Raw genomic sequence first — 14,382 nt, 5'->3', positions numbered from 1 at the left:
TCTGGCGCGTTATCGATCTGGTCGAAAGCACGTGCAGAACCGCCGTAGGTTTTAGCCAGAACGGTGGTGATCGCTGCAGTCAGGGTAGTTTTACCGTGGTCAACGTGGCCGATAGTACCAACGTTAACGTGCGGTTTTGTACGTTCAAATTTTTCTTTAGACACGGCTATATTCCTTACTATAGCGCTCTCCCCTTCTGGAGAGAGCACGGGACTTTGGTTTTAACCCTGCGGCTTATTTGCCACGGGCTTCGATTACGGCCTGAGCGACGTTGTTCGGTGCATCATCATACTTCAGGAATTCCATGGTGTATGATGCGCGACCTTTAGTCAGAGAACGCAGCTGAGTTGCGTAGCCGAACATTTCGGACAACGGTACTTCAGCGTGGATCTTAACGCCAGTCACTTCAGATTCCTGACCGCGCAGCATGCCGCGACGACGGCTCAAGTCACCGATAACGTCACCGGTGTTCTCTTCTGGAGTCTCAACTTCAACCTTCATGATAGGCTCAAGCAGAACTGGTTTCGCTTTCTTAAAGCCTTCTTTAAAGGCGATAGACGCGGCCAGTTTAAACGCCAGTTCAGAGGAGTCAACGTCGTGGTAAGAACCGAAGTGCAGACGAATACCCATGTCTACTACCGGGTAACCAGCCAACGGACCAGACTTCAGCTGCTCCTGGATGCCTTTATCAACGGCAGGGATGTATTCGCCAGGAATTACACCACCTTTGATGTCGTTGACGAACTCGTAACCTTTCGGGTTAGAGCCCGGCTCCAGTGGGTACATGTCGATCACAACGTGACCGTACTGACCGCGACCACCAGACTGCTTGGCGTGCTTACCTTCAACGTCGGTAATCTTCGCGCGAATCGCTTCGCGGTAAGCTACCTGAGGTTTGCCCACGTTAGCTTCAACGTTGAATTCACGCTTCATGCGGTCAACGATGATGTCGAGGTGCAGTTCACCCATACCGGCGATGATGGTCTGGTTAGACTCTTCGTCAGTCCATACGCGGAACGACGGGTCTTCTTTAGCCAGACGGCCCAGAGCCAGACCCATTTTTTCTTGGTCAGCTTTGGTTTTCGGTTCAACGGCGATAGAGATTACCGGCTCAGGGAATTCCATACGCTCCAGGATGATTGGAGAGTCTGGATCACACAGGGTGTCCCCGGTGGTCACGTCTTTCAGACCGATCGCAGCGGCGATGTCGCCTGCGCGAACTTCTTTGATCTCTTCACGCTTGTTGGCGTGCATCTGAACGATACGGCCAAAACGCTCGCGCGCAGACTTAACGGAGTTCAGCACGGTGTCGCCGGAGTTAACAACGCCGGAGTACACGCGGAAGAAGGTCAAGTTACCTACGAACGGGTCGGTAGCGATTTTGAACGCCAGCGCAGAGAACGGCTCGTCATCACTTGCGTGACGCTCAGCCGGAGTGTCTTTACCGTCGTCCAGGATACCGTTGATCGCAGGAACGTCAGTTGGTGCCGGCAGGTATTCGATTACCGCATCCAGCATCGCCTGCACGCCCTTGTTCTTGAACGCAGAACCACAGGTAACCAGGATGATTTCGTTGTTCAGTACGCGCTGACGCAGAGCTGCTTTGATTTCTTCCTCGGTCAGCTCTTCGCCGCCCAGGTATTTTTCCATCAGCTCTTCGGAAGCTTCCGCAGCGGACTCGATCAGGTTCTGGCGCCATTCTTCAGCCAGATCCATCATGTCAGCCGGGACGTCTTCGTATTCGAAGGTTACGCCTGCGTCTTCTTCGTTCCAGTTGATCGCCTTCATTTTCACCAGGTCGATAACGCCGGTGAATTTGTCTTCTGCGCCGATAGCCAGCTGCAGAGGAACGGGGTTAGCGCCCAGACGAGATTTGATCTGGCCAACAACTTTCAGGAAGTTAGCGCCCATACGGTCCATTTTGTTAACGAACGCGATACGTGGCACTTTGTATTTGTTAGCCTGACGCCATACGGTTTCAGACTGTGGCTGAACACCACCAACAGCACAGTAAACCATTACCGCGCCATCCAGCACACGCATGGAACGTTCTACTTCGATGGTGAAGTCAACGTGCCCTGGGGTGTCGATGATGTTTACGCGATGCGGTTCGAACTGCTTGGCCATACCAGACCAGAAAGCAGTAGTCGCTGCAGAAGTGATGGTAATACCACGCTCCTGCTCCTGTTCCATCCAGTCCATGGTGGCAGCGCCGTCATGAACTTCACCGATTTTGTGGTTTACACCGGTGTAGAACAGAATACGTTCGGTAGTGGTGGTTTTACCGGCGTCGATGTGAGCACTGATACCGATGTTACGGTAGCGTGCAATGGGTGTTGTACGAGCCATTTGATTCCTCTATTCCTAGGGCGTTCAAGTTCAGTTAACCCAAGCGGGCCGATTTGACGCGCCCGCTTGGTTAGCATGACTACAGCCAGGTGATTACCAGCGGTAGTGGGCGAACGCCTTGTTGGCTTCGGCCATACGGTGAACGTCTTCACGCTTCTTAACAGCAGAACCTTTGTTCTCTGCTGCGTCAGACAGCTCGTTCGCCAGGCGCAGAGCCATGGATTTATCACCGCGTTTACGTGCAGCATCAACGATCCAACGCATTGCCAGAGCATTACGACGAACCGGGCGGACTTCAACTGGTACCTGATAAGTAGAACCGCCAACGCGACGCGACTTAACTTCTACAGTCGGGCGAACGTTGTCGAGAGCGACTTCGAAAGCTTCCAGGTGATCTTTACCAGAACGCTGAGCCAGGGTCTCCAGCGCGGTATAGACGATTGCTTCTGCAGTAGATTTTTTACCGTCTACCATCAGGATATTTACAAATTTGGCCAGCAGCTCAGATCCGAACTTAGGATCTGGCAGGATTTTACGTTGGCCGATTACGCGACGACGTGGCATGGAAATACTCCGTTGTTAATTCAGGATTGTCCAAAACTCTACGAGTTTATTTTGACATTAAAGTTAAAACGTTTGGCCTTACTTAACGGAGAACCATTAAGCCTTTGGCTTCTTCACGCCGTACTTGGAACGAGCTTGCTTACGGTCTTTAACACCGGAGCAGTCAAGTGCACCACGGACGGTGTGGTAACGCACACCTGGCAGGTCTTTTACACGACCGCCACGGATCAGGATTACGGAGTGTTCCTGCAGGTTGTGGCCTTCGCCACCGATGTAGGAAGTCACTTCGAAACCGTTAGTCAAACGCACACGGCAAACTTTACGCAGTGCGGAGTTTGGTTTTTTCGGGGTAGTGGTATATACGCGGGTGCATACGCCACGTTTCTGCGGGCAGGCTTCCAGCGCTGGAACGTTGCTTTTAGCAGCCTTCACAGAGCGTGGTTTGCGAACCAGCTGGTTAATTGTTGCCATTAAAAAAGCTCCTGGTTTTTGCTTCGTACTAGCTTCGTAAACATGTGATAAATCCCCTCGTATGCACTATTGGCAGAGTACGAGGACGCAGAATTTTAGGGCTGACCAGTATGGGTGTCAAGAAATATACAACATCACTCTCATTACCAGGCCATTTGGCTGCGGTGTTGTTCGGTTAATTCAACGAAGTGATTATAGCCGATGACAGTGATTTTGTGCGAAAAATGACCAACCAATCCCCGGGCTTCCAGGTCATCCTGCAGCGCATAAAGGGATATGGGGGCGGCGAGCAGCAATTCAAGATGAGCGCTGCCGGCAAGGCCTGCAAGCACGCCGTCCTGTAGCAGCAACAGCGCGTCGCCCTCCGCCGCCAGGCGCAGCAGCGCAGGTAAGTCACATTGGTTTGGCGAATGGCTCAGGGTATACAGCATCAGAAGATCCTAAAACGTCATCACGGCGTCGTAACCGGCCAATTGGCGGCGCAATTCATCCGGCGCCAGCACCTCGGCATCCAGCACCCAATCGGTCACCTGACTCAGCCCACGCTCCTGCAGCGAAGCCTGGCATAGATAGCAGCGCTCCACGTCATACAACGGCAGCACGCCGAAGGTGGCGATGTAATTGCGCGCCAAGATTTTTTCCGGTTGCTGGCCCGGCAACAGCTGCAATACGCCATCGCCGACAAAAAACACCCCCAAATCCTCACTGAGCGCCGATGTGGCAAGCAGCGCATCCAGCCCTTCCCTGCCGCCGGCACCGCCGTGCGGCCCGTGGGTGAAAACAAAAGCGACTCGTTTCATCATATCCTCAGAACTGCACCAGACGGTCGCAACTCAGCGACGCTTCGGCCAGGGAACCCAGCCCGCTCAGGGTAAAGCCGGGCTGCAGGTTGGCGCTTGCCAGCCCCTGTTGCGCCGCCTCCTTCTCGTCGGTGACGCCACGGCGCAGCGCGGCAGCAACGCAGACGTTGAGCGCCACGCCGTGTTGCTGCGCCAGCTGCGTCCAGCCGCGCACCAGGTCGAACTCGTCGCTGGCCGGCGCGGTCAGTTGGTTGGCGTTCAACACCCCTTCACGGTAGAAAAAAACGCTGGAAAGCCGGTGCCCTTTCGCCAGCAAAGCCTGAGCGAACTGATAGGCGCTGCTGGCCTGCTGCGTGCCGTAAGCCGGGCCGGTGACCAACAGACAATAATCGAGCATCAACGGTCGCTTCCCAACAGATCGCCACTCTTGAACTGGCGGATGTACAGATACACGGTGTGTTTGGAGATATTCAGGCGATCCGCCACCTGATTGATCGCATCCTTGATATCGAAGATGCCTTTCTCATAGAGGTTGAGCACCACCTGGCGATTCTTGGCGTTATTGGACACCGAGCGGTCGGCGTTCACCTCTTCGATGGTGAACTCCAGCGTCTGCGCCACCAGATCGTCGACGGAAGAGGCGAAATTCACCGACGACGGCACGTCCTGCGTGGCCGGCGGCATAAAGGTCTGCATGATCTGCGAGAACGGCACGTCGAGGTTCATGTTGATGCACAGCAAGCCGATCACCCGCTGCTCGCGATTGCGAATGGCAATGGTCACCGATTTCATCAACACGCCGCTCTTGGCGCGGGTAAAGTAGGCTTTCGACACGCTGCTGTCGTCGCCGGCCATGTCGTGCAGCATGCGCAGCGCCAGGTCGGTGATCGGCGAGCCGATTTTGCGCCCGGTGTGTTCCCCGTTGGCGATGCGCACCGCCGAGCTGTTCAGGTCTTCCAGCGCGTGCAATACGATCTCACAGTGGCCGCCGATCAACATCGCCAGCCCGTCGACCACCGCTTCATAGGATTTCAGGATTTCATGATCCGTTTGAGTAAACGGACGTTCATTCAGCAAATCAAGTTCGCTGGCTTCGCTGGATAAAAGCGAATTCGACATCGAAGATACCACCCTCATAGATCGCCTGTGCCAGGGGGCGCAGCTAAAACCGCTCGGACCGGATCGCTGCCGTCGTCGGCATGCCGCCGCGCGGCTGGCTGAGAGCCGCATAAAACGGCACGATGACATCCGCGGGCGAGGCGGCCGGGAACAATTTTAGGTACACGCCCTAAGGGGCAGACGCATGACTGATAAGTCAGAATTATTAGTCTAGCAAAGCGGCCGGAGCAAAGTCCTTGCGTTTGCGCGTGGTATTGACGTTAAGCCCGATGCCCGGCAGGCGTCAAGCGTTCAATGGCGAGAGAGGTGGCGGCGGCCAAAATGAAAACCGCCGCGGAGGGCATCCGCGGCGGTGGCAAACAAAGCGACGAGATTATTTCGCTTTGGTATCGGCTTTCGCGTCAGCCGGTTTTTCGGCTTTAGCGTCGGCTTTCGGCGCCGCTTTCACGTCCAGCAGCTCAACGTCGAAGACCAGCGTGGAGTTAGCTGGGATGCCCGGAACGCCGGTTTTGCCGTAGGCCAGCGCCGGTGGGATCACCAGCTTGATTTTGCCGCCTTTCTTGATGTGCTTCAGACCTTCGGTCCAGCCAGGGATCACGCCGTCCAGACGGAACGACAGCGGCTCGCCGCGGGTATAGGAGTTATCAAACTCGGTGCCGTCGGTCAGGGTGCCTTTGTAGTTCACCACCACGGTGTCGCTGTCTTTCGGCGCTTCACCCGCGCCCGGTTTCTCTACCTGATACAGCAGGCCGGATTCAGTTTTCTTCACGCCTTTTTCTTTAGCGAAGCTGTCGCGATACTTGGCGCCTTTGGTTTCGTTGTCCTTGGCGTCCTGCTCCATCTTCGCCTGAGCGGAAGCCTTCACGCGCGCTTCGAAGCCCTGCAGGGTCTTCTCGATGTCGGCATCGTTCAGCTTGCTCTTGTTGGCGAACGCGTCCTGAACGCCGGCGATCAGCTGATCTTTGTCCAGCTTGATGCCCAGCTTCTCTTGCTCTTTCAGAGAGTTGTCCATGTAACGGCCGAGAGAGGCGCCCAGAGCGTAGGCCGCTTGCTCGTCGTCGTTTTTGAACTTGCCGGTGCTTGGCGCTGCTGCCGCGTCCGCTGGTTTAGCGGCTTCTGCCGGTTTGGCGGCATCGGCTGCCATGACCTGGGTCGCATTCAGAGCAAAAGCCATGGTGGTTGCCAGAAGCGTGACTTTAAACAAAGATTTCATCCATTTCTCCAGTGTCTGAAGCAATGCCCCAAACAATCATTAGGTAAGATAACCGGGCTACTATAGCTGCCTGAAACAAAACAAAACAGTCGCACAGGTAACCAATCGAGTCAAAGTGTGACTCCCACTTTGCCGAGAAGTTTCCCCCTGCGTGCTACTCGTATGATAAATCAGATTTTTCTTGCAGAATATTCGGCGAGGTTAGCAAAAAACGGCGTATCGGGCGCGCAACTTTTCAGCACTTTACACTGCCGATCGCAACGTTGCGCGCCGTCTGAAGAAATAGCGCGAGCAAACCCGGCGCCAGCTGTTACCATAGCGCCGAATCAGGATTTTATCGCGTCAGAGGTAGCCTCATGCACAACGCCGACATTCAACGCCTGCTACAGCGGCTTGAAGAACTGGAGAGCCGTCAGGCTTTCCAAGAGCTCACCATCGAAGAGCTCAACCAGACCGTTACCCAGCATCAAATGGAAATGCTGAAGATGCGCGAACACCTGCGCATGTTGACCGACAAGCTGCGCTCGACCCAAACCTCAATGATCGCCTCGCAATCGGAAGAAACCCCTCCGCCGCACTATTGAGGGTCCGTTGCGCGGTTATTTCAGGCGTGCCAACCCATCGACGGCACGCTCGAGATACCGGCGCGGGCACCCCAGGTTGATGCGGATAAAACCGCTCCCCTGCGGGCCGAAACCGCTGCCCATCGACGGAGCCAGCTTTGCCACCGCCACCAGCGCCTGCTGTAAGTCAGCATCGCTCAAACCCAGTGCACGGCAATCCAGCCAGGCGAGATAGGTCCCTTCTGCCTGGGTCATCGTGCACCAGGGCGCGGCGGCCGCCAGCGCCCGTTCAAACCAACGCCGATTCTCCGCCAGGTAGCTGAGCAGCTCATCAAGCCAGACAGCACCCCGTTGATAGGCCGCGGTCGCCGCCGTCATCGATAGCGCGTTGAACACATCCAGCCCGTGGGCATTCAGCCGATCGACAAACGCCTGCCGAAGCCGAGCGTTGGGGATCAGGAAATTCGAAATGCGCAGCGAGGAAAGGCCGAACGTTTTGCTGGCGGACGTCGCCGCAATCGCTCGCTCGCGATATTTCTTGTCCAGATGCAACACCGACGTAAACGTCTCGCCGGGCAGCAGCAGATCGGCCCAGATCTCATCGGAGATCACCGTAACGTCGTGGGTATGGCAAAGCGCCATGAGCCGCTCCAGTTCATCGCGGCGCCAGCAACGGCCTGTCGGATTGTGCGGATTGCACAGCAACAACAGCGGCGGTTTACGCTGTGCCAGACAGGCAGCCAACTGGTCGAAATCGATCCGATATCCCTGCGGAGTTTTCAACAGAGGATTCTCAAGCACCTCTCTGCCATTCATGGTGACTATCTTGGCGAACGAGCCATAATACGGCCCCTGCACCACCACACCGTCCCCTGGCTTGCTGAGCAGTTGGATCAGCATCGCCAATCCGGGCACCACCCCCTCAATCGACGTAAACCACTCACGCCGCAGCGGCAAGTCGTGCCGTTTGGCGAACCAGTCGATCGCCGCCTGATAGTAGGCGTCGTCACGTTCGCTGTAGCCAAAGACCCCGTGGTCCACCCGCTGATGCAGCGCCTGTTGCACCTCTGGCGGACATGGAAAATCGAAATCGGACACCCACATCGGCAACAGTTCGCTGCCATCCAGTTGCAGATAGCGGTCGATGAAGTCCCACTTCACGGAGCTGGTGTTGTGGCGATCGATGATGGCGTTGAAATGACTCGTCATGTCAGGCTTCCTTACGCTGCAAATCGTTCTGAGGTTGAAGTTTGGCGATACCGAAGCCGGTGAACCCATAAATCAGGGCGAACACCACCGCGGCATAACATTGGATCGCCCACGGCAGCAGATCGAGCGTGCTGACCCCCAGCGTGGTCGCCATGTAAATACCGGCGGCCGTCCACGGGATCAGCGGCTCGATAACGGTGCCCGCATCCTCGACGGTGCGCGACAGGTTTTTGTTGTCCAGCCCCATGCGCCGATAAGCCCCTTTGAACAGCTCCGCTGGGATCAGCAGCGCCAGCTTGCCGTCGCTGGTCGCGCCGGTCACCAGGATCGTGGTGGCAACGGTGGCGGCGATCAGTTGGCCGGTGGTGTGCACCACGTGCAGCAGCCGGCTGATGATCACCGTCAGGGCGCCGGTCAGCGTCAGGGCGCCGGCGAAGGAAAAGGCGCAGAACACCAGCAGGATCGTACTCATCATCGAGAACATGCCGCCGCGGTTCAGCAGGCGCGGCACATCGGCGACGATCCCTTCGACGTTATGGCCCTGGCTGGCGAACATCGACAGATTGAAACCGTCCATCAACGCATTCAGCCCCTGTTGTAGGCTAAAACCCTGCAGCGCGACGCCGATGGCGATCGCCAGCGCGCAGGCGGCCAGCATGACAGGGATCACCGGCCGTTTGGTCACCGCGCCCCACAGCACCAGCACCGGTGGCAGGATCAACAGCAGGTTGAAATGGTACAGCCCCTCAAGCGCGCTGACGATTTCGGTCACTTTTTCCGGCGTTGCCACGCTGCCCACCGCGCCGGTGTGGCCGGCGATCAGGTACACCACGGCGGCCAGGATGAAGCTCGGCAACGTCGTGTACATCAGATGCTGGATATGGCTGTAGAGATCGGTATCCGCAACGATAGCCGCGAAGTTCGTCGAATCGGACAACGGCGAAATTTTGTCGCCGAAGTAGGCGCCGGACACCACCGCCCCAGCCGCGGCGGCCAGCGGCACGTCTAAACCGGCGGCCACGCCCATCAGCGCCACGCCCACGGTGCCGGCTGCCCCCCACGAGGTGCCGGTGCACACCGAGATCACGCTGGTGATGAAGAACGCGGCAATCAGAATATATTGCGGACTGATCAGCTTCAGCCCCCAATACACCATGTAAGGGATTGTACCGCTGATCATCCAGGTGCCGATCAGGCCACCTACGCAGATCAGGATCATGATCACCGGCATGGCCTTCGCCAGCTTGGCCACGATGGCCTCGATGATGTCGTCCCAGCGGTAACCTTGCCACCAGGCCAGCGCGGCGGTGATGGCGGCGGAAACCAGCAGAAGCGGTTCAATGCGCAGGCCAAACTGGCCATAGCCGATGATGAGCAGCAACAGCATGGCCACAATCGGCAGCGTCGCCAACCCAAGGTTGAGCGTTTTCTTATTATCCATATACGGCTCCTGTTGAAGATGGGGTACTGCAACAGCGTAATGGCTTCGATAATCGGAGGATGTGAGCGCAGGCAACCGGCCATGTAATCGGTTTCATGCGCTCACATTGTGTGACTTGTCTCTCATTCGCCGCGCTTGCTTTGCTCATGCGGCTCGCCATCGGTGACAGAGTCTCGCAGGATAAGCTCGGCCGAAAAGCGGTTGTTCTGCGGCGCGACGTCGCTGCCGCTGTGGATCTGCAGCGCGAGGCGCGCGGCGCGTCGGGCCATTTTCTCGATGGGGTAATGCACAGTGGTCAGCGAAGGGTGGAGATATTTCGCCAGGGCAATGTCGTCAAAGCCAACGATCGACAGCGCCTCGGGCAACTGAATGTGCCGTTGATGGCAGGTGCGCATCATGCCGGCGGCCATCACGTCGTTGAACGTCACTGCGGCGGTGAAGCGTGGGTCGCTGGCCAGCACGCGCTCGGCCGCCAACTCGCCCCCTTTCTCGTTGAAGGGCACGCTGATGATCCAGGCTCCGGGCACCTCAATACCAGCGGCGGCCATGGCCTTGCGGTAACCCGCTAACCGCTGTGCGCGGTCGTCGATCGGCAAATCCGTCGTCACGCAGGCGATTCTCCGATGCCCCTGGCGAATGAGTAGCTCGGTCGCCGCCTGTGCCGCCTTGGCATTGTCGAGCCAAATACAACGATTGGCGATGGCCGGCAGGTAGCGATTGACCAGCACCAGCGCGGGCGTGTGGGCGGCGTAGCGCAGCAGCTCCTCTTCTCCCATTCGCGTGACGTGCGCCACAATGGCTTCGCATCCCTGATTGATGAGAAAGTCGAGGCCGCTTTTTTCCAGTTCGGCCTGATGCCCGCCGCTGCACAACATCAAACGCACGCCAGCCTGCCGCGTGATGTCTTCCACGCCCCGCGCCAGGCGCGAGAAAAACGGATCGTCGAGGTTGCCGGTCAGCAACCCCAGCATATTGCCGCTTCTTTTCGCCAGTGCCAGCGCGGCGGCGTTGCGGTGGTAATTGAACTCGCGCATCGCTTTCTCGACGCGTTCGCGGGTCACCGGTTCAACGTAGGCGGTATTATTGATCACCCGGCTGACGGTGGCCGTGGAAACGCCGGCGCGGCGCGCAACGTCTTTCATGGTGGCCATGGCATGTCCTGTTGTGCCGTTCGGCGCCTGGTGCGCCGCGCATAAAAAAGGGCAGCCAATGGCCGCCCTCTTGTCTCGGGATTGCGTTCTGCTTAGTGGCAGCCGCAACCACCGTTACCGCAACCGCCTTTACCGTGGTCGTGACCATGGTCGTGATCGTGGCTGTGGCCGTGACCGCCGCAGCAACCTTCACCGTGCTCGTGGTGATGGTCGTGCTCGCCGTGTACGTGACCGTGCGCCAGCTCTTCTGCGGTCGCTTCGCGGATCGCGACAACTTCCACGTTGAAGTTCAGGTTTTGGCCGGCCAGCATGTGGTTGCCGTCAACCACGACGTGGTCACCGTCAACTTCGGTGATTTCAACCGGTACCGGGCCCTGATCGGTGTCAGCCAGAAAACGCATGCCGACCTGCAGTTCGTCAACGCCCATGAAGACGTCTTTCGGTACGCGCTGCACCAGGTTTTCGTCGTAGTTGCCGTACGCGTCGTTCGCGCCGACGTGAACGTCAAAACGATCGCCAACGTCGTGGCCTTCGAGTGCTTTTTCCAGACCTGCGATCAGAGAACCATGCCCGTGCAGATAGTCCAGCGGTGCGCTCACCGGAGACTCATCAACCAAAACACCGTCTTCTGTACGTACTTGGTAAGCCAGGCTGACCACCAAGTCTTTTGCTACTTTCATGATATCTCCTACCGTTGGCTACTAGGACGCGCACCGTTATCGGGATGCGCGCCTTTTCCGGACAGATTGTAACGGAAATCTGCCTCGCTGTACCCTCCGGGATAAAAAAACGCTACTTCGGCTGGAAAATGCCGATCACCTGCTCTTGCGGGCGAACGTGTTTTTCCACCTGTTGTTCGGTCTGGCGCTGATGGTGTCCGCACTTGACGCACTCCACCACTTCCACCTGATCCTCCCGCCATACCGCCAACGTATCCATAGCGCTACAGCTCGGGCACACCGCCCCGGCGATAAATCTCTTACGTGTTGCAGACATCGTTATGCTCCCGCTTATTCGTATTCGTCCCAGCCGTCGAACTGGCGACTTTCTTTTTGCATTTCGCGATGGAACAGCTCTTCCAGCTCGCGCCGCGCCTCTTTCACTCGGGAAATTTGCGCCACGTCGCCCTGATGCGGCGGCATCAGCTCACGCAGCATGCGCATATCCAGGCGGCGGAAATGCTGCTGGGCGCGGAAAGCCTGATGCGGGTGCATGCCCAACTCCATCAGCGCCTTGCGCCCCAGTTCCAGCGCGCTGGAGAAGGTTTCGCGGCTGAACTGTTTCACGCCCGCCTGCAGCAGCTCATGCGCCTCCACGCGGCCGCGCGCGCGCGCCAGAATGCTCAGGTTCGGAAAGTGCTGTTGGCACAGCCGCACGATCTCCATGGTGTCTTCCGGCTCATTGCAGGTGATCACGATCGACTTGGCCTTTTCGGCGCCCGCCGCGCGCAACAGCTCCAGCTCGGTGGCGTCGCCGTAATAAACCTGGTAACCGTAACGCCGCAGCACGCCGACGGCGCTGACATCGCGCTCCAGTACGGTAATGCGCATTTTGTTGGCCATCAACAGGCGGCCGATCACCTGGCCGAAACGCCCGAAGCCGACGATGATCACCTGCGGATCGTCATCCTCTACGTACGGCGTTTCCTTGTCTTCGCCTTTAGCGTTATAGCGGCGCGCCAAAATGCGGTCGATGGCCTGCATCAGCAGCGGCGTGGTCATCATCGACAGCGTCACCACCACCAGCAGCAAAGAGAGTTGATCCGGCTGCAGCACCTTTTGCGCCCCCGCCGCCGAAAACAGCACGAAGGCAAACTCACCGCCCTGGCTGAGCACTCCGGCAAACTGCAGCCGCACCGAGCTACGCAGGCCGAACAGACGCGACACGCCATAGAGCACGCCGGATTTGACCGCCACCAGCGCCAATACGCCGATCAACACCTCGGCCAGGTGGGTGTAGAGCACGCCGATATTCAACACCATGCCCACCGAGATAAAGAACAGCCCCAGCAGCAGCCCTTTAAACGGCTCGATGGAGATCTCCAGTTCGTGGCGATATTCGCTCTCCGCCAACAGCACCCCGGCGATGAAGGTGCCGAGCGCCATCGACAGGCCGAGCGCCTCCATAAACAGCGCCGAGCCGAGCACCAACAACAGCGCCGCGGCGGTGAAAATCTCGCGCACGCCGGAGGCGGCGATATAGCGGAACAGCGGCCGCAGCAGAAAGCGTCCGCCGATCAGCATGCCGCCGAACGCCGCGACCTTGAGCGCGATCTTCGCCCAGTCGTCGCTGGTGCCGCCGGCGCCGGCCAGAATGGGGATCAACGCCAACGCCGGGATCACCGCCATATCCTGGAACAGCAGCACCGAGAAACCGAGCTGCCCCCCTTCGTTGCGGTTCATGCCCTTTTCGCGCATCAGCTGCAGCGCCATGGCGGTGGAAGACATCGCCAGGCCGATACCGCCGATCACCGCCGCCTGCCAGGCGAAGTGCGTCAGGTACAGCAACGCGCCCAGCACCGCCGCGGTGAGCAACACCTGGCCGGCGCCGGCGCCGAAAATCGAGCGCCTCAGTTCCCACAGCTTGCTGGGGTTCAGCTCCAGACCGATGATGAACATCAGGAACACCACGCCCAGCTCGGAGAAGTGCAGGATCTCGTCAACGTCGCGGATGAAGCCCAATCCCCAAGGGCCGATGGCAATGCCGGCGATCAGATAGCCCAGCACCGCGCCGATCCCCAGGCGACGGGCGATCGGCACCGTCACCACCGCGGCAAACAGGAACAGCAAAATGGCGGTCAGTAAGGTCGATCCTTCCATGGTCACCGCCCTCCGTGCGGCAGCGGGTGGCTCAGCCACTCGCCGTAGGCGTCTGCATGGCTGCGCAGCACCTCCGGCTTCTGCCGCCGCGCCCAATAGACCACGAACGGCGTCAGCCAGTGCATATGGCACATCCCCGCGGTCAGCTCGAACGGCCGCAGGATATCTTCCATCGGATAGTGGTTATAACCGCCGGTGCGGTAGGCGCCTTCCGGCTCACCGGTGGTGATCACCGAGCGCCAGTATTTGCCCGCCAGCGCATTGCCGCCCACCCCGCTGGCGAAGCCGCGCGACAGCACGCGATCCAGCCACTCCTTCAGCAGCGCCGGACAGCTGTAGGTATACAGAGGGTGCTGAAACACGATGACCTGATGCTCACGCAGCAGCTGTTGTTCGTGATGAATATCGATAAAAAAATCAGGGTAGTGCGCGTAGAGATCGTGCACGGTGACATGTTCCAACTGCTGCGCCGGTCGAAGCAAAACCCGGTTCGCCACCGAGTCATGGGATTCCGGATGGGCATACAGCAGCAAGACCTTGGGCGGCTGCGACATCATTCCCCTCCAAAGCGTCGTCAGAGTAGCGGTTTTCCGCTACCATGCATCGCAAAGACAAAAACAGCGCGCGGTGCGCGTTCTGTTACCTTAATGATAATTTAACATACTCTGAACATACGGCGCTTT

At 58.2% G+C, this 14,382-nt stretch carries 17 protein-coding genes; 1 reads left to right on the top strand and 16 read right to left on the bottom strand.

Annotation, left to right across the window (positions count from 1 at the left end):
- The 9 genes from ACJ8J4_RS22835 to fkpA all read right to left on the bottom strand — a co-directional run.
- Positions 1-164 (bottom strand): GTP-binding protein (locus ACJ8J4_RS22835; protein WP_023158627.1); only part of this gene is annotated, 164 nt, incomplete at its 3' end.
- Between the two features lie 70 nt (positions 165-234).
- Positions 235-2,349 (bottom strand): elongation factor G, encoded by a 2,115-nt coding sequence (gene fusA, locus ACJ8J4_RS22830; protein ID WP_025304497.1) that lies wholly within the window; start codon positions 2,347-2,349, stop codon positions 235-237.
- Between the two features lie 93 nt (positions 2,350-2,442).
- Positions 2,443-2,913 (bottom strand): 30S ribosomal protein S7, encoded by a 471-nt coding sequence (gene rpsG, locus ACJ8J4_RS22825; protein WP_004956203.1) that lies wholly within the window; start codon positions 2,911-2,913, stop codon positions 2,443-2,445.
- Positions 2,914-3,009: 96 nt separating this feature from the next.
- Positions 3,010-3,384 carry a 30S ribosomal protein S12 gene (rpsL, locus tag ACJ8J4_RS22820; RefSeq protein WP_004930426.1) on the bottom strand — a complete coding sequence of 125 codons (375 nt, stop codon included), beginning with the start codon at positions 3,382-3,384 and terminating at the stop codon, positions 3,010-3,012.
- A gap of 143 nt (positions 3,385-3,527) precedes the next feature.
- Positions 3,528-3,815: a sulfurtransferase complex subunit TusB gene (gene tusB, locus ACJ8J4_RS22815; RefSeq protein ID WP_025304499.1), complete on the bottom strand. Its 288-nt coding sequence runs from the start codon at positions 3,813-3,815 to the stop codon at positions 3,528-3,530.
- A 9-nt stretch (positions 3,816-3,824) separates the two neighbouring features.
- Positions 3,825-4,184, bottom strand: coding sequence for a sulfurtransferase complex subunit TusC (gene tusC / locus ACJ8J4_RS22810; RefSeq protein WP_025304500.1), 360 nt, complete (start codon positions 4,182-4,184; stop codon positions 3,825-3,827).
- Between the two features lie 7 nt (positions 4,185-4,191).
- Complete coding sequence (gene tusD / locus ACJ8J4_RS22805) at positions 4,192-4,581, bottom strand: sulfurtransferase complex subunit TusD (RefSeq protein WP_049206072.1); 390 nt, start codon at positions 4,579-4,581, stop codon at positions 4,192-4,194.
- Complete coding sequence (locus ACJ8J4_RS22800) at positions 4,581-5,303, bottom strand: helix-turn-helix transcriptional regulator (protein WP_004930418.1); 723 nt, start codon at positions 5,301-5,303, stop codon at positions 4,581-4,583. Before ACJ8J4_RS22800 ends, tusD begins: the two co-directional genes overlap by 1 nt.
- A 373-nt stretch (positions 5,304-5,676) precedes the next feature.
- A complete protein-coding gene (fkpA, locus tag ACJ8J4_RS22795; RefSeq protein WP_025304502.1) occupies positions 5,677-6,516 on the bottom strand; it encodes an FKBP-type peptidyl-prolyl cis-trans isomerase in 840 nt (279 codons plus the stop codon).
- Between the two features lie 356 nt (positions 6,517-6,872).
- Between fkpA and ACJ8J4_RS22790 the strand changes: the two genes are divergently transcribed.
- Positions 6,873-7,100, top strand: a complete 228-nt coding sequence (locus tag ACJ8J4_RS22790) for a SlyX family protein (RefSeq protein ID WP_025304503.1) — start codon at positions 6,873-6,875, stop codon at positions 7,098-7,100.
- Positions 7,101-7,115: 15 nt separating this feature from the next.
- Here the strand turns inward: ACJ8J4_RS22790 and ACJ8J4_RS22785 are convergent, their stop codons facing one another.
- The 7 genes from ACJ8J4_RS22785 to kefG form a co-directional block, all read right to left on the bottom strand.
- Entirely contained in the window at positions 7,116-8,288 is a 1,173-nt protein-coding gene (locus tag ACJ8J4_RS22785; protein WP_025304504.1) for a MalY/PatB family protein, read from the bottom strand.
- Between the two features lies 1 nt (position 8,289).
- Positions 8,290-9,729, bottom strand: a complete 1,440-nt coding sequence (nhaC, locus tag ACJ8J4_RS22780; RefSeq protein WP_049206071.1) for a Na+/H+ antiporter NhaC — start codon at positions 9,727-9,729, stop codon at positions 8,290-8,292.
- A gap of 122 nt (positions 9,730-9,851) precedes the next feature.
- Complete coding sequence (locus ACJ8J4_RS22775) at positions 9,852-10,880, bottom strand: LacI family DNA-binding transcriptional regulator (protein ID WP_043138853.1); 1,029 nt, start codon at positions 10,878-10,880, stop codon at positions 9,852-9,854.
- A gap of 92 nt (positions 10,881-10,972) precedes the next feature.
- Positions 10,973-11,560, bottom strand: coding sequence for a peptidylprolyl isomerase (gene slyD / locus ACJ8J4_RS22770; RefSeq protein ID WP_004930407.1), 588 nt, complete (start codon positions 11,558-11,560; stop codon positions 10,973-10,975).
- A 112-nt stretch (positions 11,561-11,672) separates the two neighbouring features.
- The gene (locus ACJ8J4_RS22765; protein ID WP_015379274.1) at positions 11,673-11,876 is read right to left on the bottom strand and encodes a YheV family putative zinc ribbon protein; all 204 of its coding nucleotides are present in this window, start codon (positions 11,874-11,876) and stop codon (positions 11,673-11,675) included.
- A 14-nt stretch (positions 11,877-11,890) separates the two neighbouring features.
- Positions 11,891-13,699, bottom strand: a complete 1,809-nt coding sequence (gene kefB, locus ACJ8J4_RS22760) for a glutathione-regulated potassium-efflux system protein KefB (protein WP_264383758.1) — start codon at positions 13,697-13,699, stop codon at positions 11,891-11,893.
- 2 nt (positions 13,700-13,701) lie between these two features.
- On the bottom strand, positions 13,702-14,253 hold the full coding sequence (gene kefG / locus ACJ8J4_RS22755) for a glutathione-regulated potassium-efflux system ancillary protein KefG (protein ID WP_025159909.1): 552 nt from the start codon (positions 14,251-14,253) through the stop codon (positions 13,702-13,704).
- Positions 14,254-14,382 lie beyond the last annotated feature (129 nt).

Source organism: Serratia sp. CY47280, from assembly GCF_052168655.1.
In the GTDB taxonomy this organism is placed as follows: domain Bacteria; phylum Pseudomonadota; class Gammaproteobacteria; order Enterobacterales; family Enterobacteriaceae; genus Serratia; species Serratia bockelmannii.
This window is presented reverse-complemented; position numbering and strand designations above follow the sequence as displayed.

Bases quoted from the DNA above. Each gene is read 5' to 3' on its own strand.
- fkpA (WP_025304502.1), bottom strand. From the start codon at position 6,516: ATGAAATCTTTGTTTAAAGTCACGCTTCTGGCAACCACCATGGCTTTT.
- rpsL (WP_004930426.1), bottom strand. From the start codon at position 3,384: ATGGCAACAATTAACCAGCTGGTTCGCAAACCACGCTCTGTGAAGGCT.
- ACJ8J4_RS22765 (WP_015379274.1), bottom strand. From the start codon at position 11,876: ATGTCTGCAACACGTAAGAGATTTATCGCCGGGGCGGTGTGCCCGAGC.
- slyD (WP_004930407.1), bottom strand. From the start codon at position 11,560: ATGAAAGTAGCAAAAGACTTGGTGGTCAGCCTGGCTTACCAAGTACGT.
- fusA (WP_025304497.1), bottom strand. From the start codon at position 2,349: ATGGCTCGTACAACACCCATTGCACGCTACCGTAACATCGGTATCAGT.
- tusC (WP_025304500.1), bottom strand. From the start codon at position 4,184: ATGAAACGAGTCGCTTTTGTTTTCACCCACGGGCCGCACGGCGGTGCC.
- rpsG (WP_004956203.1), bottom strand. From the start codon at position 2,913: ATGCCACGTCGTCGCGTAATCGGCCAACGTAAAATCCTGCCAGATCCT.
- ACJ8J4_RS22785 (WP_025304504.1), bottom strand. From the start codon at position 8,288: ATGACGAGTCATTTCAACGCCATCATCGATCGCCACAACACCAGCTCC.
- ACJ8J4_RS22775 (WP_043138853.1), bottom strand. From the start codon at position 10,880: ATGGCCACCATGAAAGACGTTGCGCGCCGCGCCGGCGTTTCCACGGCC.
- tusB (WP_025304499.1), bottom strand. From the start codon at position 3,815: ATGCTGTATACCCTGAGCCATTCGCCAAACCAATGTGACTTACCTGCG.
- ACJ8J4_RS22790 (WP_025304503.1), top strand. From the start codon at position 6,873: ATGCACAACGCCGACATTCAACGCCTGCTACAGCGGCTTGAAGAACTG.
- kefG (WP_025159909.1), bottom strand. From the start codon at position 14,253: ATGTCGCAGCCGCCCAAGGTCTTGCTGCTGTATGCCCATCCGGAATCC.
- nhaC (WP_049206071.1), bottom strand. From the start codon at position 9,729: ATGGATAATAAGAAAACGCTCAACCTTGGGTTGGCGACGCTGCCGATT.
- tusD (WP_049206072.1), bottom strand. From the start codon at position 4,581: ATGCTCGATTATTGTCTGTTGGTCACCGGCCCGGCTTACGGCACGCAG.
- kefB (WP_264383758.1), bottom strand. From the start codon at position 13,699: ATGGAAGGATCGACCTTACTGACCGCCATTTTGCTGTTCCTGTTTGCC.
- ACJ8J4_RS22800 (WP_004930418.1), bottom strand. From the start codon at position 5,303: ATGTCGAATTCGCTTTTATCCAGCGAAGCCAGCGAACTTGATTTGCTG.